Origin of the sequence: Flavobacterium sp. YO12 (assembly GCF_004119495.1) — a bacterium.
GTDB lineage: Bacteria > Bacteroidota > Bacteroidia > Flavobacteriales > Flavobacteriaceae > Flavobacterium.
The window spans coordinates 1-22354 of the sequence record NZ_NRQU01000040.1; the positions used below are offsets into that span (position 1 = coordinate 1).

The window sequence follows — 22354 nt, forward strand, 5'->3', positions numbered from 1 at the left end:
CATTATTTCATCAAATTCAATAACATCTTTCTGATATAAAGGCAATTCAAATTCAATATAATTTCCTAGTGTAAGGTTGAACAATTTTCTCCTTTAATAAGTTTTGAATTTATAATTTAAATTTCTGAAGAATCAAACAAGGTCGTTGAAGAATAAAATATAAAGATGCATTTTCTGCGATTCTCTTTAATTCGACATCATCATATAAATAACTAAAATCGTCAAGATTAAAAATACCCAGTGGATTTTCAAATTCTATATGAATATTTTTCTGCATTTTTTACTTTAAAATGGCGCACAACGATTTGAGACTACAGCCAGTTTGGGACTAAATTAATTCCATTATTCGGATTTGCCACCCGAGCCGTAGCGAACAGGCGAAGCAAATCATTACAACTACAAAAACAACTTCCCATTTAGCCTATTACCCAAATCTGTTGTAGATGTTACCAGCAGTTTCATGAGATACATTTCCACTTGGCTCATTTTCATGTTCCCAGCCTAACTCGACAGAACTCTTTTCAAAATCAGTTGGATTCTTTTTCCATGTAGCCGTAAGCATTCCTTTGTAATCGTTGAGTTCAAATAAATTATCTATGTCAATAATCAATTCTAAAAAGTTCGCGACATTTTGCAATCTTTTTATTCTAAAAGGTTCTTCCCTGCTTCTATGAGCCGTTAATAATATCTTTCCCTTATATAACTCATCTCTATTGTCTGTTACATTTTGAACTTCCTGAATAGTGGTCTCTTCAATTAATTCTGGGAATTTTTTCAAGAAATCAGAAATCGTATACATCCAAAATTCTGCATTTCCACTTTCTCTAATTTCCTCAACCAATTCTGGACGAGGCATTATAGGTTTTCTTTTCTTATCTAAAACCCACCAATCCTCTTTTAGATCATCCATTATTAAAATAATAGGCTTTTTTTCATCATTAGAGTATTCAATTATTTGCTTCCAAATAATAAGGTCAGCATATTTTTGAAACCCTAATTTGTCCTTTTGATCCATATAGCCAGGTGGAAGGAAATTAGCATAACGAAATTCTCCTTCTTTTATAATCTCAATTATTTTTGAATGGGAATACGGTTTTCCAAATGAAAAATTTTTAATAATAAAATTGTAGATATCATCATTTTCTTTTGATCCATTTAATATTGATATTTTTGATTTAATCTCTTTATCGAAATTTTCTTTAAAGACACCCATTTCTTTTTCTAAACCACTAATTATTTCAGGATTAATAGTCGGATGTTTTTCTCCAGATTTAGTTCGATTTTTTATTTGAACAAAATTTTCGTACATTGATTTATAGTTGATAATTAAATCCTCATAACTTTTTATTGCACTATTAATTGGCTTCTCTCTATTCTTTATATATTCATACTGAACATTATAAGGAAGCCAAATTTTATTTTTCAATTTAGAATCTATAAAATTGAAGATATCATCGCGGCTTTTTTCTGAAAATTCATAGAGATTAAGTAGGGCAGAAGTATCAAATACTATGGTTGCTGTTCGCCAAAGGGAATTTTCTTGCTCTTGATTTAAAATATAGTCTGTCATTTTGTATTAATGTTAGGAGGTTGCTGGTAACGTTCCGGTACTGCAACGGGCTTGGGACTAAATTAAGCCCTATTTTCGGATATACCAAACCATCCTAAATATAAAACCACCCCTCTATTAAGCCAATTGCCAAATCCGTTGTAGTAGCTTTGGCGGTAGTGTTTTTTATTCAGTTAGTTCTTCCACAAAAAGAAAATTTCCAAATTCAATTTCCTTATTTGAAAAACGTTTTACTTTATTTTCTCTAATTAATTTACCGTTTTTTGTCCAACGAATATTCCAATCTGAGTTACAAGGATTTAATATTGGAAGAAATGTTTCCGTATTTATATTCCAAGTCCATTTTGGTTTAGTCTCTTTTATTTGGTAAGGTTCTAAATCCCAAAGTTCCAATTTATTATTTTCATCAAATTCTATTGCTGGTTCATTTATTTCAATTAATGGTTTGAAATAAGTAAGTTCTGAAATAGAATATCCAATTTTTGGGAATTTTCGAAATTTCATCTTTATCCAAAATTTTTCAGATTCTTCTGGTTCGCAAAAAAGTTTTATTGCAGAGAAATTATGACTTTTAAAAAAGGTTGAAACTTCATTAAAAAAATATTTTCCAACTCCTCTTTGTCTAAATTCTGGCTTGATTTCAAAAATATCTATTTCAGCATAAATATTAAAATCGCACCAAATTAAAAATCCAATTACGTTGATTTCATTTTTTAAAATTACAATTTTGTTATCGGAATATGCTTTTTTTATCAAATTCCAATTATGATAAAACCCATTATTTGAAGTGAGTAGTTCCGCTTTTAACCAATTTTCAATTTCCTCTAACTCAAAACTTGTTATTTCAAATTTAATTTTAAATTGATTTTTCATATTTACGATTTTTTTTATTAAAGGAACATTACCGCCAACCGTCCTGCCACTAGATCGGGCTTGGTACCAAATTAAACCCATTGTTCGGATTTGCCTAATCTTTGCAAATACAAAACCAATTTTCCATCCAGCCAATTGCCAAAATCTGTTGTAGCTGTAATGAGCAGTTTTTATTTTAAAATTTCATTTGCAAATTCTTCAATTCCATTCCATTCATACTTTTCAATGTCAACGTCCCAAAGCCATTTCGTTTCATGATACATAATTAGTATGTATTTGTGGTATAATTTGTAAAAAGCTTTTAATGAAATGTCATGATGATCAGATGCTCTTTTAAAATCAGAATGATTTCTTCGATTTCTAATATATCTAAAATGTTCGGCAAACTTTAAGGGAAATGTTTCATTGTAAAAATCCATTGTTTTTGACAAACTATCTTCTAAACCATTGACTATCCTATTTTTTCTATTTCTTAATAGTTTTTTCAATTCATTATTGAGAATAATATCGTGTTTTTCATGGTCTGGCATTTCATTATTTAAATCATGAATTTCATATGTTCTCAATTTATTCTTTTTGAGTTCATTTTTTTANGAAGTACAAATAAAATTCATATAGATGAGAAAGAAAATCTACATAAGAATTATAGCAATCAATTCTGTCACTTTTTGTTGAATTTGATTCCAGATAAATTGCTTGATTACAAAAATTTCCAAATGCTTTTGTACATCTGTAAAATTCATGTGTAAGTGTAATATTTTGAAGTTTATCCATTTAGACCTGATTTTTTAATTAATTTAATTTTGAATATTATTTTTAAAGATTTATTTGTTGCAAAAATTACCTAATATTTTTTTTATATGTCAGAAAATCACACCAGTGATCGAAATTTGGGCGATAATTTAATTTTCGTTGCGTTACCAGATAAAGATAAGGGATGCAAATTTTCCAAATACAAAACCATGTTTAAATTCAGCCTAAATGTTTAATTTGGACAAACGGCAGTTATAGATAGTCTTTCTTAATCAAATTGTTTCATAAAATCTATCATGTGCAATTTATAACCATTTAAAAGTTTATACAGCTCGTTACTTACCATAAACATATTGAAAGCGTAATCCACTTTTTTATTTATCGAAAATTCCGTTATCTCAGCTAATCTTATGTACATCATAAACTCCTCACCAGTGTCTACTCTGTCAGTATTCAATTTTATGTGTTCACTTGAGAAATGAATAAATCCACTTGTGTTCTCATATAATAATCTAAACCCAGGATAGATGCAGTCTAATTTTTGAGATAAATACGAATCAGTCATTTTATTATCTTCCGCATCTTTTATATTTCTAATATGTTCTCCATTTTGAATTCGATTATAAAAGTCCAATCTATCTGCAACCAAACTCATAGCGAACATTCTCATGCAGTTATCAGCTTGAAGCCGTAATAAGTTTATTGCGGTTATCCAGTTGTTGGATTCGGTTAGAGTTTTAAATCCTCTATTTAATTCTATTGCTCTGTGAACAATTGAGAATGTAAAATGACTTGGTTTGGAAAGTAATTTTCTTTGAGTTTCATTTGTAAAAATCTCAACAGCTGTATCATTTAATTGTTTGTTCAATTGCTCTATCGCTTCAAATATTTGAGTTAAATCAACTTCCGAAACATTTTCATTTAATGGTTGCTTGTCCATAAAAATTGTGTAAAAATTGCGTATTAATAATTTATCAAATTCAAAAATATTTAAGAAGTACGCAGTGATTTTGCGTAGCTATTCATATTCAATCTTTTCTTAATTTTAGAACAATAATACCAATTAATATTCGGATACATTACAGGAAACCATAATGATAAATGTATTTCTTTATCATAAAAAAAATGACAAACATACTAGCAAAAAGTATAGTCCGAGACGCCAATTCATTCAAGTTACAGACGTAAAATTCTCGATATGGATTATTATATGTTGTATCATAATGACATTTTTAATACCTTTACCGATATTAAAGTACATTGACTGAGTGAGATTAAATTGATCAAGGCTACAAAGGGCTGTAAGGTAAGTCATTTTAAATGAGACCTATTCGGCTACCCTTTTTGGAAGAACACTTGAGAACACCAATAAAATCAACGAATTAAGGAATAGGCATGTAATCCTGCCACCCCGACAAAAGCCGAACAGAAATGTTCGGCTTTTTTGTTTTTAATTCCATTATAGACTGTTTTACAAGAAATTGCAGTATCATAGAGTAACTAATCCTTTTTTTCTATTAATAAAAAATAATCCTCTCTAATAATTTTAGAAGCCTAAAAATTAAGAAATTACTAATGGAACACAAAAATTTTGCCTTTATAAAGGCAGACAAAAAATTGATTAAAGTTTTCTTTAACGACATTACTATTATAAAAGGACTAGGAAATTATGTAGAAATTCACACCACATTCAATAAGAAATATCTCTATTACAAAACGTTAAAAGACTTAATTCAAAGTTTACCCAATGAGTTTATGCGTGTTCATAATTCATATATAGTAAATTTGACAAACATTGAATATTTTGAAGACAATCAAATTGTAATAAAAGATTTAAAAATTACAGTAGCAAAAAGTTACAAAGATTGCTTTGTAAATGCAATTAATAAGATAATGCTATAAGTTAATTATATAAAAGAGAAGTCAAAGTAAATAATATAACCAGCAAAGTAAATAATAAAATTTTGAAGCATTTTTATTCGTTCTAATTTCGATAAAAATCTCATTATTATGAAAAAAGAAATTGCAATAAACTATATCGAAACACACAGCCTTATAGGTATAAAAGCAGGCTTGCACAGGGAAAGCTTTTTAGACATTTGGATGATTGTTGTTAATGACAGAATTTTTGCCAGATCATGGGGCTTAGCCGAAAAAAGTTGGTATAATACTTTTTTACAAGACCCTAAAGGGCAAATAAAATGTGGCGAAAATATTTTTAACATTAAAGCAATTGTTCCCATTGACAAAAACGACTTAACTCCAGCAATAAACAATGCTTACTTAACAAAATACAATACAGATCACAATATTGAATATGTAAAAGAAATAATTAAAGCAAAACATATTGAAAAAACTTTAGAATTCATTATCACAGAATAATTAGACAGAAGATAACGTAGTTTCCAAACCATTCATTCAAATTACAATTTTAAAGCTTATATTATTACACTATAATCAAGCTAATTAGGACCTTCTTTATCCCTCAACAGCCTTTCGATATTATAAATATAACTTAATGCATTTGGTTAAATTTTTTAAATAAGCTTTTTTTGCAAACCATATAGAAACATTTAAATGAAAAAAATAGCCCTCTTTATTATTTTAATTATTTCGACATTAGCTTTTGCACAGAAAAAAGCAACAACTAAAGAACCCAACGAAAAAAAGGAAAAATACACTTTATACAAAACCCATGCGCATGCTTCTTATTACAACGACAAGTTCAACGGAAAGCGAACAGCCAGCGGCAGAAGATTCAACAACAGTAAATTTACGGCTGCTCATAAAAAGTTTCCATTTGGAACAAAACTAAAAATCACAAACGAAAAAAATAATAAATCTGTTATTGTAGAAGTTATCGATCGAGGCCCTTACAGCAAAAGAAGAGAAATTGATCTTACCAAAAAAGCTTTTATGAAAATTGCCTCAAATAAAGGAAGCGGTTCGCTTAAAGTCAAAATTGAAGTTTTAAAAAACTAAACCGCAAACAAATCAATTAAAGCAATTCCAGCCTGACTGCCTTGCGGGGCTTTAGCAAAAAATTCAGAGGGAAACATTTATTTTTTGAGTTGATCTCAAAAATCAAGTCACAATTCCAGCCTTTTTGCCAAATCAAAAGACGAAACTGAGCAAAATTTCGTTATTCTTTTGAACATACATCAAAAATTAAATCTGTAAAACACGCACCGCACAACGATTAACCAACGTTTATTAAATGTTTACAAAATAGATTTTCAAAAACCATAAATAATTGTATTTTTACGGTTCAAAATTCAGAAAATAAATGGGCAAAATCATTGCGATTGCTAATCAAAAAGGAGGCGTTGGAAAGACAACTACATCAGTAAATCTTGCTGCCTCATTAGGTGTTTTAGAAAAAAAAGTATTACTTATTGACGCTGATCCTCAGGCAAATGCTACATCTGGCCTTGGGATTGATGTTGAGACTGTAGAAATTGGAACTTACCAAATACTTGAACATAGCCACACGCCAAAAGAAACTATCATCCAATGCACAGCACCAAATGTTGACGTGATACCTGCTCACATTGACCTTGTTGCCATCGAAATTGAATTGGTTGACAAAGAAAATAGAGAATACATGCTTAAAAAAGCATTAGAAAGTGTTAAAGAAGAATATGATTATATCATTATCGACTGCGCTCCTTCGTTAGGTTTATTAACCTTGAATGCTCTAACAGCAGCTGATTCTGTAGTAATTCCAATTCAATGCGAGTATTTCGCACTTGAAGGATTAGGAAAACTATTAAATACTATAAAAAGTATTCAAAAAATACACAACCCAGATCTTGATATCGAAGGATTACTACTTACCATGTATGATTCAAGATTGCGTTTATCAAATCAGGTTGTAGAAGAAGTTCAAAAACACTTTAACGATATGGTTTTTGATACCGTAATTCAGCGAAATGTTAAATTGAGCGAAGCTCCAAGTTTTGGCGAAAGCATCATTAATTATGACGCAACCAGCAAAGGAGCAGTTAATTATATTAATCTTGCTCAAGAAATTATAAAGAAAAACAGTAAATAGTTTTTATGACAAAAGCAATTAAAAAACAAGCCTTAGGAAGAGGATTATCAGCATTATTAAAAGATCCGGAAAACGACATTGTATCAGTAGAAGACAAAAATGCTGATAAGGTTGTTGGAAATATTATTGAGCTTGAACTAAGTGCTATCGAAATAAATCCGTTTCAGCCTAGAAGCAATTTTAACGAAGAATCATTACGCGAGTTAGCCACTTCTATTAAAGAACTTGGTGTAATTCAACCTATTACTGTTCGAAAATTAGATTTCAATAAATACCAATTAATTTCTGGAGAACGTCGTTTACGTGCTTCAACTTTATTAGGTTTAACTCACGTTCCTGCATACATTCGTATTGCAAATGACAATGAGTCTTTAGTAATGGCTTTGGTTGAAAACATTCAACGTCACGACTTAGACCCAATCGAGATTGCACTTTCATACCAGCGTTTAATTGACGAAATTCAATTAACACAGGAACAAATGAGCGAACGTGTTGGAAAAAAACGCTCTACAATTGCCAACTATTTACGCCTTTTAAAACTTGATCCAATTATTCAAACTGGAATTAGAGATGGTTTTATCAGCATGGGACACGGACGTGCTATTATCAATATTGAAGACTTAGATGTTCAAACTGATATTTATCAAAAAATCGTAAGTCAGAATTTATCTGTTCGCGAAACAGAAACTTTAGTAAAAAATTATCACGAAAGTTTAAAACCAAAAGCAGAACAAAAACCAAAATCTGATTCTTCATTTATGGTTAGAGAAACTCAAAAAAACTCTTTCAATGACTATTTTGGTTCAAAAGTTGATATAAAAGTCGCTGGCAATGGAAAAGGAAAAATTACAATTCCTTTTAGTTCTGAAGCCGACTTTAATCGAATTATAAAATTAATTAACGGATAGTGAATAAGATTGTCCCCATAAGTTTATTGTTCTTTCTCATAGGAACCGTTTCTCTTTTTGCTCAAACAAAAAAAGACACGGTTTTGGTTGTTAAAGACACAAGTAAATTACAAGAAATTGACCCTTTGACACCAGCAAAAGCAGCGTTTTATTCTGCAATTCTACCCGGTTTAGGTCAAGCCTATAATAAAAAATACTGGAAAATACCATTAGTTTACGGTGCCATAGGAACCAGCTTATACTTTTACATCGATAATAATAAAAAGTACCATGATTATCGTGATGAATACAAACGCAGACTTGAAGGTTACGGACCTGGAACTGGCGGAAAGTACGATTATCTAGATGACAGCAGGCTTATTGCTGGTCAAAAATTCTACCAGCGAAACCGAGATTTATCAGCCCTTTTTGTTGTTGCTTTTTACGCTTTAAATATTATCGATGCCAACGTCGATGCTGCCTTGATTCAATTCAACGTAAACGAAAGATTATCATTACGCCCGGAAATTTATCCTGCCGATGTAACTTTTAAACCAAATGTTGGACTAACTTTTAATTACCACTTTTAACAGTCTTTAAAGGCTTTTAAAACAAAAAAATATAAAATGAAAATTGCACTTTTAGGATACGGAAAAATGGGTAAAGTAATCGAAAGAATTGCTTTAGAAAGAGGTCATGAAATTGTTTTAAAGAAAGATGAATTCAATACTTACGACGGACTTTCAGCAGCTGATGTCGCTATTGACTTTAGTGTTCCTACTGCAGCCGTAGATAATATTTCAAACTGCTTTCACGCAAATGTCCCTGTTGTTTCTGGAACAACTGGATGGCTGGAACACTTTGACGAAATGGTTGCCCTATGCAACGAAAAACAAGGCGGATTTATTTCAAGTTCAAACTTCAGTTTGGGAGTTAATATTTTCTTTGAGCTTAATGAATATTTAGCCAAAATAATGTCGCAATTTGATTCATACAAAGTATCGATGGAAGAAATTCATCATACTCAAAAACTAGATGCTCCAAGCGGAACAGCTATTTCCTTAGCAAAAGGCGTTATTGAAAACAGCAGTTATGCAAATTGGACTTTAGATGATGCTAAACAAGGTGAAATTCATATTGAAGCGAAAAGAATTGGAGACGTTCCCGGCACTCATACCGTAACATACGACTCAATTGTAGACAGCATCGAACTAAAACATACTGCTCACAATCGCGAAGGCTTTGCTCTAGGTGCAGTAATCGCTGCTGAATGGCTTGCTGGTAAAACAGGAATCTACAGCATGAAAGATGTATTAAATCTAAAATAAAACATACTAAACTTAAGACTTCTACATAAGAATAACCTAAAGTTTAAAACATAAAAAACAAAAACTATGACACTATATTCTTGGTTCGTATTTTTCTTAGCAGTACAAATCATCCACTTTGTGGGAACTTGGAAACTGTATCTGGCAGCTGGCAGAAAAAGCTGGGAAGCTGCAATTCCAGTTTATAATTCGATTGTTTTAATGAAAATAATTGGCCGCCCAACTTGGTGGACATTTTTACTTTTCATTCCAATTATCAACTTAATTATGTTTCCTGTTGTTTGGGTTGAAACTTTAAGAACTTTTGGAAAAAAATCTACATTAGATACTATCCTAGGTCTATTTACTCTTGGTTTTTATATTTATTATGTAAACTATACTCAAAAATTAGAGTATAATGCAGACAGAAAACTGACACCTGATAACAAAACAGCCGATACGATCAGTTCATTACTTTTTGCGGTTATTGTTGCAACTTTAGTACACACTTACGTTGTTCAGCCTTATACAATTCCGACATCATCTCTTGAAAAATCTCTTTTAATTGGTGACTTCCTATTTGTGAGTAAAATAAATTACGGCCCTAGAGTACCAATGACTACAGTTGCATTGCCAATGGTTCACGACTCTATTCCGTTAACAAAAAGAAAATCATACTTAAGCTGGCCTCAATTACCTTATTTCAGACTGCCTGCCCTAGAAAAAATCAAACGCACAGACATTGTAGTTTTTAACTGGCCTGTTGATACCGTACATTATTTTTACGAACCAAAAGGAAGACCAGGCGTTATTAAACCTATCGATAAAAGATCAAATTACGTAAAAAGATGTGTTGGTATTCCTGGAGACAGCTTATCAATAAAAGATGGCTTTGTTTACATTAACGGAAAAAAATTAGTTTTACCAGAGAGAGCTAAACCGCAATACTCTTATGCTGTAGCTTTAGACGGAAAAACAAGTATTGATTTTGAATCGTTACTTAAAGAATTAGACATTACAGATCCAGCAGGTTTTAGAAGCGAAAAAAGAGACACCCTTTATTTTGGTTCATTAACCGAAGCGAGCGCTGAACGAATCAAAAATACTCCTGGTGTTACTGCTGTTGTACGAAAAATTGAAACAAGAACCAACAATGCTGTGTTCCCACATATCAATAAATGGAATGAAGACAATTATGGTCCAATTTATATTCCAGAAGCTGGAAAAACAGTTGCACTAACAAATGAATCTTTACCATTCTACAAAGACATTATCACGAATTACGAAGGAAAAAAACTAGAAATTCAAGGTTCTAAATTTTTAATTGACGGAAAACCCGCAACAACATATACCTTCGAACAAAATTATTACTGGATGATGGGAGACAACCGTCACAACTCTGAAGACAGCCGTTTTTGGGGTTACGTTCCAGAAAATCATATTGTTGGAAAACCAGTTTTTATTTGGATGAGTTGGGATACAAATGGAAAAGGCATCAACAAAATACGTTGGAACCGCGTGTTCACAACTGTTGATGGCGAAGGACAACCACAATCTTACTTCAAATATTTCTTAATTGTTCTTGGTCTTTACTTCGTTGGAGAATTCTTCTGGAGAAAAAGAAAAGAAAACAAAGCATAAAAAAAACGTTAATTCGTTGAACTGGTAAATCGTTTAATTGTTTCTCAAAAAGAACGATTAAACGATTTACCGATTAAACAAAAACCACAATGAACTCTTTATTACTTCCTACTTATTTTCCATCAATCAGCCACTTTGCTGTTATGGCGCAATCTGAGAATGTAACTTTTGAAATGGAAGATAATTTTCAAAAGCAGACTAATAGAAACCGCACATATATCTATAGTCCAAACGGAATTCAATTATTAAACATCCCAGTTAAACATTCAAAATCTGCACATCAGAAAACAAAGGATGTTTTGATCGAAAATGAATTTGACTGGCAAAAACAGCATTTCAAATCACTGGAAGCAGCATATAGAAGCTCGCCTTTCTTCGAATTTTTTGAAGATGACATTACCCCTATTTTCGAGAAAAAACACACTTTCTTGATGGATTTAAACTTGGAAGTTTTAGACATTACCACAAAATGTCTAAGAATGAAATTAGAATTCGCCAAAACAACTGAATACTTTCATGAGATCGAAAATATTTCTGATTTCAGATATTTAGCAAATGGAAAAAAAGATCAAAATTCATTCGAAAAATACACTCAGGTTTTTGATGACAAACATGATTTCATCAACAATTTAAGTGTTTTAGATTTACTTTTTAATGAAGGAAAATTTGCAATGGATTACTTAAAAACACAAAAACTATTATAATATCCTTTTGAATTTTCGCTAAATAACAGCGAACAGCTAAAGCAATTTAAAAATTGAAAAATATTATTTTTATTCCATTGAAAGTCTAGCCATTATAGGATAATGATCTGAGTTTTCAAAATCAGGAAAGCTTTCGAAATGCTTTACTTTCATTTTACTATCTGTAAAAATATAATCGATTCTTGCTGGGTAATATCTAAATTTATAAGTTGCTCCAAAACCTTCGCCTGCTTCTTCAAAAGCATCTTTAAGCTTTCCTTTAATATTTCGGTACACATATGAAAACGGGCTGTTATTCATATCACCGCAAATAATAATTGGATTTTTACATTGCTTAATATTTTCTTTAAAAATCTCTGCTTGTTCCTGCTGCTGTGTAAATCCCTTACTGATTCGAGCATAAATACGCTGTGATTTTTTCTGATTTACATTATCTATATCATCTGAAATTTCGTTTACATCAGGCGAAATTTTAATGGACTGCAAGTGCATATTATAAACTCGAATAACGTCTTTTCCGCGTTTTATATCTGCATAAATCGCATTATTATCTGATTTGGGGAAGATAATATTCCCTTCGTTGATTATAGGAAATTTCGAAAAAATGGCCTGACCTGTTTTAATCTTTTTCCCATCTATAAAAATATAGCGGTGCGGATACACTTTTAAATCAAGATGAGCTGAATTAGAATACTCCTGAATACACAAAATATCAGGATCTTTTTCGTCGATAAAAGCTTTAATATTTGAAGGAATATCATCGCGATCTAACCATTTAAAAACATTAAAAAGACGAACATTATAACTCATTACTGAGAAATCTTTTTCGTTTTTAACATACTCTTTCGACGAAAACTTGTAGAATTTACTAATAAACGTTATTCCGGTTAACAAAACCAAACCAGACAAAATAAGGCGCTTTTTAAACTGAATTGCCCAGTAAATGAAGAAGAATCCGTTCATCACAAAAAAAGCCGGCATAAACAGCGTAAGCACCGATAAAAGAGGAAAACTTTTAGGTGCTAGAAAAGGTAAAATATAGATACTGAATGTAAGTACAGTTAACACTATATTCAAAAAGAACATTACTTTATTAAACCACGAAAGGTTTTTCATATTTTTTGGCTGAAAGGATTATTTCCCTGCTTTAAATAAAAACTCTTTTTCTTCTTTAGTCAAACAATCATAACCAGATTGACTGATTTTATCCAAAATCTCATCAATTTGCTGCTGCGTTTTATCTTTAGTAACAATTCGTGAAGTTACTTTTTCTGTCGGTTTTTTATAGTTTTTATGAACTTTTGTAAATGGCGTTGCTGGAGACTTTCTGAACAAATTAGCAAAAAAGTCTAATACTTTAGAAACAATTTTACTTAAATCAGTTCCTTGCTGCAGCGATTTAATAAAGATAAAACCAAAAACAGCTCCCGCTAAATGAGAAATATGTCCGCCCATATTATCTAAGCGAAACTGCATTAAATCCAAAATTAAAATTACACCTGTAATATGCCACAACTTTACATTACCAATCAACATTAAACGAATGTTCATTAAAGGCTGATACGTTGTAACAGCAACTAAAACAGCCATAATTGCAGCCGAAGCACCAACTATAGGCGCTGAAATATTTAAAAAGTAAAAACTTAGTGAAAATGCAACTCCAGCAAAAATGGCTCCCAAAATATACAGGCCTAAATATTGCTTTTGACTAAAAAAAGTTAAAAACAGATTGCTAGCAAAGTTTAAAACCATCATATTAAACAACAAATGCAAAAATCCATAATGAAAAAATGCATACGTTAAAAAAGTCCAAGGTTTAAACAGAAAAACCTGCGGGTCTGAAGACAATGCAATCCAATTTGGAAACACAAACTGACCGCTTGAAAACTGATAGAAAAAAATTAAAGAAATAAGAAAGCAGGCAATATTCCAATAAATTACTCGCATTGCGATTCCACCTAATTTATATTGGAGTTTTAAATCGTCAAGAATATTCATAAAGTCTTCTTTTGGTTTCTAAAATTAATTATTTAAAGTTAAAAATTAATTCCAACGATTGTTATTAAACTGATTTTTTTTCCAGTACCACATAATCATAAATCCAAAAAAAGCACCACCAATGTGGGCGTAATGAGCAACTCCCGAATCAAGTCCCATCAGTGAACCTCCCAAAATTCCAAAAAAGCCATCATATAAAAGCATATAAACAGGCACAAAATATTTAGCTTTTATCGGGATCGGAATAAACATAATACCAAGTTCAGCGTTTGGAAACATAAAAGCAAACGCCACAAGCAATCCGTAAATAGCCCCAGATGCTCCAACCACAGTTCCTAGATACGCACTTGTAAAATGTTTAAATTCTGAAACAGTTAAAATTTGTTGCCATCTTGTATCAATTTTACCATCATTTAGCAAACTTAAAATATCGGCCTTATGAAAACCATTTGCCAAAAGAATATTCAAACTGTCTTGATAGAAATAATAATTCACTGCAAAATTCACTAAAGCAGCACCTAATCCGCAAGAAATATAAAAGAACAAAAATTTCTTTCCACCCCAAAAATGTTCAAGCGTTGAACCAAACGAATATAATGCAAACATATTGAAAGCAATATGAGCAAAACCACCATGCATAAACATATGAGTAATGGGCTGCCAAAATTTAAATCCAGGATTTTCAGGAAAAAAAAGTGCTAAATACTCATAAGAAACAGGCACTAATTGAGCACCTAAAAAAAATATAATATTAATTATAAGCAGTTGTTTTACAACAGGAGTCATATTCATCATAAGGCAAACTTTTTATCTATATCTTCAACACGCATGGTGATGAATGTAGGTTTTTGAAAAGGTGAAATATTTGGATCTTTACAAGCAAACAAACCGTTTACGAGATTATCTTGTTCTTTTTCGGTTAAATAAGATCCTGTTTTAACCGCTAAACTTTTTGCCATCGATTTGGCTATAGTATCATTCTGACTGTAACTGCTCGCTGGAATTCCGTCTTGCAAATCACTCAACAATTGTTCAATTACAAGAGAAACTTCACTTTCGGTAATATTTACAGGAATTCCCGAAATTACAATATGATCTGTTTTTGCATCTTCAAACACAAAACCAGTAGTTTCTAGTGAAGGTTTTAATTCTTCGATCAATTTCATTTCTAATGAAGAGTAAAACAAATCCAACGGAAAAAGCAATTGCTGACTCGAGGCTTGATTTACTGTCATATTCAACAAAAACTGCTCGTACAAAATACGTTGATGCGCACGATGCTGATCGACAATTATCATTCCAGACTTTATTGGCGAAACTATATATTTTTTATGTATTTGATACGTTTTCTGACTTGCTTGTTCTACCTCATCATCATTAAACAAAGATGAAGTTACTTCTTCATTCTCAAAATTAAAAGGAGAACTTTCGATACTTTCTGTATTTTCAGTATCCAAACCAACGTATAAACTTTCCCAACTCACCGTTGGCTCTACTCTTTTTGAATACCCCGAATAAGAGGATCCCGATGAAAAAGAAGAAGACGAAGATCCTGAACTATAACTAGAACCTGATCCTGAAGCTGCTTTTGAATAATGCTGATTGGTTTTATCATCTGTAAATGGATTAAAAGTTCCATCAACCTGAATTGTAGGTGTTTCTGCTTCTAAATCTTTATAATGATAGGGAGTATCTAAATTTGAATCCCTTTCAAAATCTAAAACTGGAGCTACATTAAACTGTCCTAAACTATGTTTAATTGAAGCTCTTAAAATGGCATATAAAGCCTGTTCGTCATCAAACTTAATTTCAGTTTTAGTGGGATGAATATTAATATCTATTGTATTGGGCGGAACTTGCAGATACAGGAAATAACTCGGCTGCGAACCATCTTTCAAAAGACCGTCGTAAGCTGCCATAACAGCATGATGCAAATAACCGCTTTTTATAAATCGATCGTTTACAAAAAAGAACTGTTCCCCCCTATTTTTCTTAGCAAATTCAGGTTTGCAGACAAATCCTTGAACATTTATAATCTCAGTATCTTCATTAACTGGAACTAACTTTTCGTTGGTTTTACCAGACATAATCCCAACAATACGCTGACGATATCCTGCTGCAGGTAAATTGTACAACTCACTTCCGTTATGATAAAAACTAAAATGAATATTTGGGTGCGCCAAAGCCACACGTTGAAATTCATCCATAACATGACGAAACTCAACTGTATCTGATTTTAAGAAATTACGACGGGCTGGAATATTAAAAAATAAATTTTTAACCGCAAATGAAGTTCCTTTTGGTAAAACAGCTACCTCCTGCGAAACAAACTTACTTCCTTCGATTACAATATGCGTTCCCAATTCATCTTGATCTTGCTTGGTTTTCATTTCCATGTGGGCAATAGCCGCAATCGAAGCCAAAGCTTCTCCACGAAAACCTTTGGTACCAAGAGAAAATAAATCCTCAGCCTGACGGATTTTTGAAGTTGCATGACGTGCAAAACACAAACGAGCATCCGTAACTGTCATTCCAACACCATTATCAATAACCTGAACTAATGATTTGCCGGCATCTTTTATAATCAATTTAATATCAGTTGCTTTTGCATCTACAGCATTTTCTAACAATTCTTTTACGACTGAAGCTGGTCTTTGAACCACTTCTCCGGCAGCAATCTGGTTAGCAACGTGATCTGGAAGCAATTGAATAATACTCGACATTAAGCAAAAATAGTTTTAAAGTTTAGATTAGGTTTTTAAAAACCAAGAGGCACAAATTTAGTGAATTTTGACTGGCTTTTAGAACATCTGCAATCATAAAAAAAACAAAAACCTCAATACTCTAAGAAACAGAAAGATTAAAGTTATTGAATTTTATTTTTAAAAGAAAATCAATTAACTTTTACCATCGCAAGTATTTTATTTATCGAAAATAAAAACAAATATACAAATATGAATATTGGATTTTCGCTGACAAATTACCTTCAAAAAAAACATAAAAAAAACCTATACTTTTTGACAGTATAGGTTTTTAATATTTTCAAAGCAATTGTATTTATTCCTTCTCAATTTTTCTAGGACCATCTTCTATCTGAAGAGCTCCTGACGAAAGCAATGGCTGATTAAAAGCATGTGCCATTGAAGCCTGCTGACGGATATACGCCATTTTTATTGCTGCAATTGCCGCTTCGGTTCCTTTGTTTCCATGTACTCCGCCGCTTCTATCAATAGATTGCTGCATGTTATTATCTGTTAAAACACAAAAAATAACCGGAATATCAGTTTGAACATTCAAATCTTTAATTCCTTGTGTAACGCCTTCGCAAACAAAATCAAAATGTTTGGTTTCTCCTTGAATTACGCAGCCAATTACAATTACTGCATCTACATTTTGTGTTTGCAGCATTTTCTTTGCACCATAAATTAATTCAAAGCTTCCTGGAACATTCCAGCGAATAATTTGCTGTGCAGGAACTTCACAATCAATTAATGCTTCAAAAGCACCATTATAAAGTCCTTCTGTTATAGTCTCGTTCCACTCAGAAACAACAATCCCAAATCGAAAGTCTTTCGCATTTGGGATTGTGTTTTTATCGTATTGTGATAAATTTTTATTTTCGGTAGCCATCTTTTATATTTAAGATTTTATATTTCTTGATTTCTGATTGTAAAAATACAAATCTAAAACCTAAAATCTAAACTCTTCAATAATTTATTGTGCTAATCCAATCAAAGCATCAACAGAAGCCGCTTCTGGAGTTGCATCAAAATTGTCTTTAATATCTGTAAAATATTTCAATGCATCTTCTTTTTGACCTAAAGCTAAAGCCGTTTTACCCGCTTTTAATAAGAAACGAGGTGTTGTAAAATCATTTTTATTAGATTCCGCAGCTTTTACATAATAATCTAAAGCTTCTTTTTGTTGGTTCTTTTGAGAATAAGCATCTCCAATTGCACCTTTAGCTAAAGCACTTAAAATTAAATCTTCTGATTTAAAATTACCTAAATACTTAATAGCATCATCAAATTTACCTGTATTTAAATATGCCATACCAGCATAGTAATTTGCTAAATTTCCTGCATCAGTTCCAGAATATTCGTCAGCGATTTTCACAAATCCGAATTTACCTTCAGAACCATTCAAAGCCAATTTATATAATGAATCACTTGCTACACCATCAACCGCTTTTTGAAAGTTTTGTTGTGCAACAAACATTTCGTTTGCAGCTTCGTCTTGTTTAGGAGCTTCGATAAACTTTTGGTAAGCCAAATATCCAATAGTAGCAACTGCAATACCAGCAACTAAACCAATAATGATTTTTTGATTTTTAGCAACCCAATCCTCAGTTCTTGAAGCAGTTTCATCTAACTTAGAAAAAACCTCAGCAGTTTTGCTGTCTTTCTCGTCAATAATTACTTGTTGCTCTTCAGTTACTTCTTTAACTTCCTTCTCCTTTGGTGCTTTATATCCTCTTTTATTGTAAGTAGCCATTTAAAATTAATTTAGTGAACGGCAAAAATAAAATTTTTATTGAAACTGAGGTAAAAAAAATCAATTTTATCACTATTTTAAAACAAATATTTTTAAGAATGCTAACTCCTTTCACATCAGCATCAAAATAAATCAACTTGAAACACGCCAAAACCCTTTTATATCAATAAAATTAGATAATTTTACAGTCTCAATTTTACTCGTTGCAAAAACAGTAATTTTTCTTTTTAGAGTCTCTTAAAAAAATGCATTTAAACAAAATCTCATTATTCAATTATAAAAATTTCGCCGAAGCTAATTTTGATTTCGACATCAAGATTAATTGTTTTGTCGGCAAAAACGGAATTGGAAAAACCAATGTGCTTGATGCTATTTATCATTTAGCTTACGGAAAAAGTTATTTCAATCCGCTTGCTGTTCAAAATATCAAACACGGAGAAGAGTTTTTTGTTATTGATGCTGAATTAGAAAAAGACGAGAGAACTGAACAAATTGTCTGCAGTTTAAAAAAAGGACAAAAGAAGATTTTAAAAAGAAACGGAAAAGCTTATGATAAATTTTCAGATCATATTGGTTTTATTCCGTTAGTAATCATATCGCCTGCTGATCGTGATTTAATTGTAGAAGGCAGTGAAACACGCCGTAAATTTATGGACAGCGTAATTTCGCAATTAGACACTGCTTATCTGCATCAGCTTATACAATATCAAAAGGTAATTGTACAGCGAAATGCACTTTTAAAGTATTTTGCACTCAATCATACTTTCGATAATGATACCTTATCTATATATAATGAACAGTTAAATAGTTTTGGACAGTCCATTTTTGAAAAACGAAAAGATTTTCTTGAACAATTCATACCTATATTTAATATCCATCATCAAGCCATAACAGGATCTGAAGAAACTGTTCAAGTAGTTTATGAAAGTCATTTGTATCAAAAGGATTTATTAACACTGCTAAAAGAGAACATCAATAAGGACAGAGCACTGCAATATACTAGCACTGGAATTCACAAAGATGATTTATTGTTTGAAATCGATTCACATCCTATTAAAAAATTCGGCTCGCAAGGACAGCAAAAATCTTTTTTAATTGCGCTAAAACTGGCTCAATTTGAATTTTTAAAGAAGCAAAGCGGCGTAAAACCTCTTTTACTTTTTGATGATATTTTTGATAAGCTGGATGAAACCAGAGTAGCAAAAATTGTCGAAATGGTAAACAGTGAAACATTTGGACAGCTTTTTATTCAGACACACATCCAGATCGTACAGAAGCCATTGTAAAATTGACGCATCAGAGTTATAAAATTTTTAATTTGTAATTGTTTGCCGTGAACCAGCACGAATTCAAGATTAACAGGATGCAAAACTTTGACAAAGTTGCTCAAAGTCAAACAGAAATTAAAAAATTCGCATTAATTCGTGAAATTCAAGGCAAAAAACATCAATTCGATTTTATAATTCTATTAAGATTTTAAAAATGAAAAATCATTATTTTAGCCTAAATCATTTTTAAAATCACAACGGCATGAAATTCCCTAAAATCTTATTGGCAATAGTTTCACTTGTTCTTTTTTCTTGTAATGAAAAAAAAGTAACCCCATTTGAATCACTCTCACCACAAGAGTTTGCAGAAAAAATTAAAACAATTGAAAATCCGCAAATTTTAGACGTTCGAACTCCTGATGAATTTGCATCAGCACATATAGACAAAGCAGTAAATATAAACTGGAACGGCGACGATTTCGACTCAAAAGCAGCTGCTTACGACAAATCGAAACCTGTATTTGTTTATTGTTTAAGCGGCGGAAGAAGTAAAAAAGCAGCAGCAAAACTAAATGAATTAGGCTTTACAACTGTTTATGAACTTGACGGAGGATTCATTAATTGGAATGATAAAAACGCTCCAAATGCGGAAGCTTCTGAAAATGGAATGACAATGAATGAGTTCAATGCTTTATTAAATACAGATAAAAAGGTGTTTGTTGATTTTTATGCTGAATGGTGTGGTCCTTGTAAACAAATGGAGCCTCACATTTTAAAACTAGAAAAAGAATTGGCTGATAAAGCAGTTATTATCAGAATTGATGTAGATAAAAACAAAGATTTAGCACAGCAAATGGAAATAACACAGCTGCCGACAACTTTTTTATATGAAAATAAAACAATGAAGAAGAAAAATATCGGATACATCAGCGAAGAAGAATTAAGAAAACAACTGCAATAAAACATTAAATATGCTAACGAAAGAATCATTGCAATTTTTAGACGATTTAAAGAAAAACAATAATCGAGATTGGTTTCAAGACAATAAAAAGCGCTACGAAATCTTCAAAAAAGATTACCATCAATTGGTAAGTAATTTTTTAGACGCGATGAAACCGCTTGATCCTTCGTTAGAATTGTTAGAAGTTAAAAACTGCACCTTCAGAATCAACCGCGACATTCGATTCTCAAAAGACAAATCTCCCTATAAAGCACATTTAGGTGTTTGGATTTCTGGCGGGACAAAAGGTTTGAACCGAGCGGGATATTATGTGCATATTGAAAAAGGAGCTAGTTTTATTGCTGGCGGATTTTACTCTCCAGAATCTGAAGATTTAAAAAAAGTCCGTAAAGAAATTGCTTTTTTTCACGATGATTTAGAGGCTCTTTTAGCGGATAAAAATTTCAAGAAAGAGTTTGGAAGTTTAGATGTAAACGAAAACAATTCGCTGAAAAACCCACCGCGAGGTTACGAAAAAGAACATCCTGCAATCGAGTTTTTAAAACTGAAAAGCTTTACTGCAACTCAAAAATATGATATTTCTGAAGTGACTGAAAAAGATTTTGTTTCTAAAATGAGTAAAAAACTAATCGCGCTAAAACCTTTAAATGATTTTATCAATCGTGCTTTAGAAACAGACGAAGAGTTTTAGAAAAGGATAATCGCTACAAATTGCACAAATTTGCACGAATTCAATTAGTGTGAATTCGTGAAATTTGTGGCGAAAAACATTTTGCTAATGAAAAGAAAAATACTTTTTCTTGGAGAATCTTATCGTGCCGATGCTACAACCTGGAGGAACGGTTTAAAAGAGTTTGGCAATTTTGAAATTATTACTTGGGAACTTCAAACGCCAAACAATTCAAAATTTAATAGATTCAAACGTATTCTAGAGTATTTTTTCGCCCCAATTTCAATTCAAAAAATCATTAAAAAGAAAAACCAGACATGGTTATTGCTGAAAGAACCACGAGTTATGGTTTTCTTGCAGCATTATCTGGCTCGAAAACAATTGTCATTGCGCAGCAAGGCCAAACAGATTTATGGCCGGAAGATTCTGCTTTATATCCTTTAAAAAAAATCATTCAGAAATACGCATTCAAAAAGGCACATTTAATTCATGCTTGGGGACCAGTAATGACAATTTCTATGAAAGCGATTGGTGTTGACATAAACAAGGTTTTTGTTCTTCCAAAAGGAATCGATTTATCTCTTTTTACGCCTTCACCAAACAATTCAAGCAAAATAGAAGCTATTATCACTCGTTCTTTAGAACCTGAATATCGACATGACTCTATTTTAATGGCATTTTTTATTCTTAATCAAAAAGGAATTGATTTTTCCTTAACCATCGTTGGTGATGGAACAAGATTAGAGTTTTTAAAAGATTTGGCAAAAAAATTACAAATTGAAACTAAAGTAACTTTTACTGGAAGAATACCAAATACAAAACTTCCAAAATTATTACACCAATCAAACACTTATATCAGTATGCCAATTACCGAAGGTGTTTCAGCTTCTTTATTCGAAGCAATGGCATGTCAATGTTACCCTATTGTTTCAAACGTTCCTGGAAATCAAAGCTGGATCAAGCATCGCAAAAACGGACAATTAATAACAATCGATGACAACGAACAACTTGCTGAGGAATTAATCTGGTCTTTTGAAAATGTTGACTATCGAAATAATGCCATTTTACAAAACAGGAAGTTTGTAGAAGAAAACGCAAATTATAACTCCAATATGAAAATTATTGCACATAAATATCACGAGCTCCTCAACTCTCGATCTATTTAACTGCAAGC

General features: G+C 31.7%; 23 protein-coding genes and 1 pseudogene. 13 read left to right on the forward strand and 11 right to left on the reverse strand.

All coding sequences use genetic code 11. The features are described 5' to 3' along the window. Nucleotides 1–109: 109 nt before the first annotated feature. The 5 genes from BOW55_RS20830 to BOW55_RS13520 form a co-directional block, all read right to left on the reverse strand. Nucleotides 110–277: a hypothetical protein gene (locus BOW55_RS20830; RefSeq protein ID WP_164975035.1), complete on the reverse strand. Its 168-nt coding sequence runs from the start codon at nucleotides 275–277 to the stop codon at nucleotides 110–112. A gap of 147 nt (nucleotides 278–424) precedes the next feature. Next, on the reverse strand, nucleotides 425–1570 hold the full coding sequence (locus BOW55_RS13505; RefSeq protein WP_129024548.1) for a PIN-like domain-containing protein: 1146 nt from the start codon (nucleotides 1568–1570) through the stop codon (nucleotides 425–427). Between the two features lie 165 nt (nucleotides 1571–1735). Then, entirely contained in the window at nucleotides 1736–2443 is a 708-nt protein-coding gene (locus tag BOW55_RS13510) for a GNAT family N-acetyltransferase (protein WP_129024549.1), read from the reverse strand. Nucleotides 2444–2613: 170 nt separating this feature from the next. Further along, nucleotides 2614–3009: a hypothetical protein gene (locus BOW55_RS13515; protein WP_129024550.1), complete on the reverse strand. Its 396-nt coding sequence runs from the start codon at nucleotides 3007–3009 to the stop codon at nucleotides 2614–2616. 455 nt (nucleotides 3010–3464) lie between these two features. Then, a complete protein-coding gene (locus BOW55_RS13520; protein ID WP_129024551.1) occupies nucleotides 3465–4136 on the reverse strand; it encodes a hypothetical protein in 672 nt (223 codons plus the stop codon). Between the two features lie 635 nt (nucleotides 4137–4771). On the opposite strand from BOW55_RS13520, the gene BOW55_RS13525 reads away from it, so the two are divergent. From BOW55_RS13525 to BOW55_RS13565, 9 genes are all read left to right on the forward strand, one after another. Further along, nucleotides 4772–5098 carry a LytTR family DNA-binding domain-containing protein gene (locus BOW55_RS13525; RefSeq protein ID WP_129024552.1) on the forward strand — a complete coding sequence of 109 codons (327 nt, stop codon included), beginning with the start codon at nucleotides 4772–4774 and terminating at the stop codon, nucleotides 5096–5098. 108 nt (nucleotides 5099–5206) lie between these two features. Then, on the forward strand, nucleotides 5207–5578 hold the full coding sequence (locus BOW55_RS13530; protein WP_129024553.1) for a DUF2255 family protein: 372 nt from the start codon (nucleotides 5207–5209) through the stop codon (nucleotides 5576–5578). A gap of 195 nt (nucleotides 5579–5773) precedes the next feature. Then, a complete protein-coding gene (locus BOW55_RS13535; RefSeq protein ID WP_129024554.1) occupies nucleotides 5774–6178 on the forward strand; it encodes a septal ring lytic transglycosylase RlpA family protein in 405 nt (134 codons plus the stop codon). 304 nt (nucleotides 6179–6482) lie between these two features. Then, the gene (locus tag BOW55_RS13540; protein ID WP_089055893.1) at nucleotides 6483–7250 is read left to right on the forward strand and encodes a ParA family protein; all 768 of its coding nucleotides are present in this window, start codon (nucleotides 6483–6485) and stop codon (nucleotides 7248–7250) included. Between the two features lie 5 nt (nucleotides 7251–7255). Continuing rightward, on the forward strand, nucleotides 7256–8158 hold the full coding sequence (locus tag BOW55_RS13545; RefSeq protein WP_089055892.1) for a ParB/RepB/Spo0J family partition protein: 903 nt from the start codon (nucleotides 7256–7258) through the stop codon (nucleotides 8156–8158). Beyond that, complete coding sequence (locus BOW55_RS13550) at nucleotides 8158–8727, forward strand: DUF5683 domain-containing protein (protein ID WP_089055891.1); 570 nt, start codon at nucleotides 8158–8160, stop codon at nucleotides 8725–8727. Before BOW55_RS13545 ends, BOW55_RS13550 begins: the two co-directional genes overlap by 1 nt. A gap of 36 nt (nucleotides 8728–8763) precedes the next feature. After that, a complete protein-coding gene (gene dapB, locus BOW55_RS13555; protein ID WP_129024555.1) occupies nucleotides 8764–9465 on the forward strand; it encodes a 4-hydroxy-tetrahydrodipicolinate reductase in 702 nt (233 codons plus the stop codon). Between the two features lie 66 nt (nucleotides 9466–9531). Then, on the forward strand, nucleotides 9532–11085 hold the full coding sequence (gene lepB / locus BOW55_RS13560; RefSeq protein WP_129024556.1) for a signal peptidase I: 1554 nt from the start codon (nucleotides 9532–9534) through the stop codon (nucleotides 11083–11085). An 89-nt stretch (nucleotides 11086–11174) separates the two neighbouring features. Then, nucleotides 11175–11789 carry a WbqC family protein gene (locus BOW55_RS13565; protein WP_129024557.1) on the forward strand — a complete coding sequence of 205 codons (615 nt, stop codon included), beginning with the start codon at nucleotides 11175–11177 and terminating at the stop codon, nucleotides 11787–11789. Nucleotides 11790–11858: 69 nt separating this feature from the next. Here the strand turns inward: BOW55_RS13565 and BOW55_RS13570 are convergent, their stop codons facing one another. From BOW55_RS13570 to BOW55_RS13595, 6 genes are all read right to left on the reverse strand, one after another. Next, nucleotides 11859–12905, reverse strand: coding sequence for an endonuclease/exonuclease/phosphatase family protein (locus BOW55_RS13570; RefSeq protein ID WP_164975036.1), 1047 nt, complete (start codon nucleotides 12903–12905; stop codon nucleotides 11859–11861). An 18-nt stretch (nucleotides 12906–12923) separates the two neighbouring features. Then, nucleotides 12924–13787, reverse strand: a complete 864-nt coding sequence (locus tag BOW55_RS13575) for a rhomboid family intramembrane serine protease (RefSeq protein ID WP_129024558.1) — start codon at nucleotides 13785–13787, stop codon at nucleotides 12924–12926. A gap of 45 nt (nucleotides 13788–13832) precedes the next feature. After that, on the reverse strand, nucleotides 13833–14582 hold the full coding sequence (locus BOW55_RS13580; protein ID WP_129024559.1) for a rhomboid family intramembrane serine protease: 750 nt from the start codon (nucleotides 14580–14582) through the stop codon (nucleotides 13833–13835). Beyond that, nucleotides 14579–16510 (reverse strand): DNA mismatch repair endonuclease MutL, encoded by a 1932-nt coding sequence (gene mutL / locus BOW55_RS13585; protein WP_129024560.1) that lies wholly within the window; start codon nucleotides 16508–16510, stop codon nucleotides 14579–14581. The genes BOW55_RS13580 and mutL overlap by 4 nt, the downstream gene beginning before the upstream one ends. 334 nt (nucleotides 16511–16844) lie before the next feature. Continuing rightward, nucleotides 16845–17417, reverse strand: a complete 573-nt coding sequence (ribH, locus tag BOW55_RS13590; RefSeq protein WP_129024561.1) for a 6,7-dimethyl-8-ribityllumazine synthase — start codon at nucleotides 17415–17417, stop codon at nucleotides 16845–16847. A gap of 84 nt (nucleotides 17418–17501) precedes the next feature. Beyond that, nucleotides 17502–18281 carry a hypothetical protein gene (locus tag BOW55_RS13595; RefSeq protein WP_089055883.1) on the reverse strand — a complete coding sequence of 260 codons (780 nt, stop codon included), beginning with the start codon at nucleotides 18279–18281 and terminating at the stop codon, nucleotides 17502–17504. A 245-nt stretch (nucleotides 18282–18526) separates the two neighbouring features. Here BOW55_RS13595 and BOW55_RS13600 point away from each other — a divergent pair. The 4 genes and pseudogenes from BOW55_RS13600 (at nucleotide 18527) to BOW55_RS13615 (ending at nucleotide 22346) form a co-directional block, all read left to right on the forward strand. Then, a pseudogene (locus BOW55_RS13600) lies at nucleotides 18527–19605 on the forward strand (DNA replication/repair protein RecF). 206 nt (nucleotides 19606–19811) lie between these two features. Then, nucleotides 19812–20510: a thioredoxin domain-containing protein gene (locus tag BOW55_RS13605; protein WP_129024562.1), complete on the forward strand. Its 699-nt coding sequence runs from the start codon at nucleotides 19812–19814 to the stop codon at nucleotides 20508–20510. A gap of 10 nt (nucleotides 20511–20520) precedes the next feature. Then, nucleotides 20521–21201, forward strand: a complete 681-nt coding sequence (locus BOW55_RS13610) for a DUF2461 domain-containing protein (RefSeq protein WP_129024563.1) — start codon at nucleotides 20521–20523, stop codon at nucleotides 21199–21201. 296 nt (nucleotides 21202–21497) lie between these two features. Beyond that, nucleotides 21498–22346, forward strand: coding sequence for a glycosyltransferase (locus BOW55_RS13615; protein ID WP_371414521.1), 849 nt, complete (start codon nucleotides 21498–21500; stop codon nucleotides 22344–22346). Nucleotides 22347–22354: the final 8 nt, after the last annotated feature.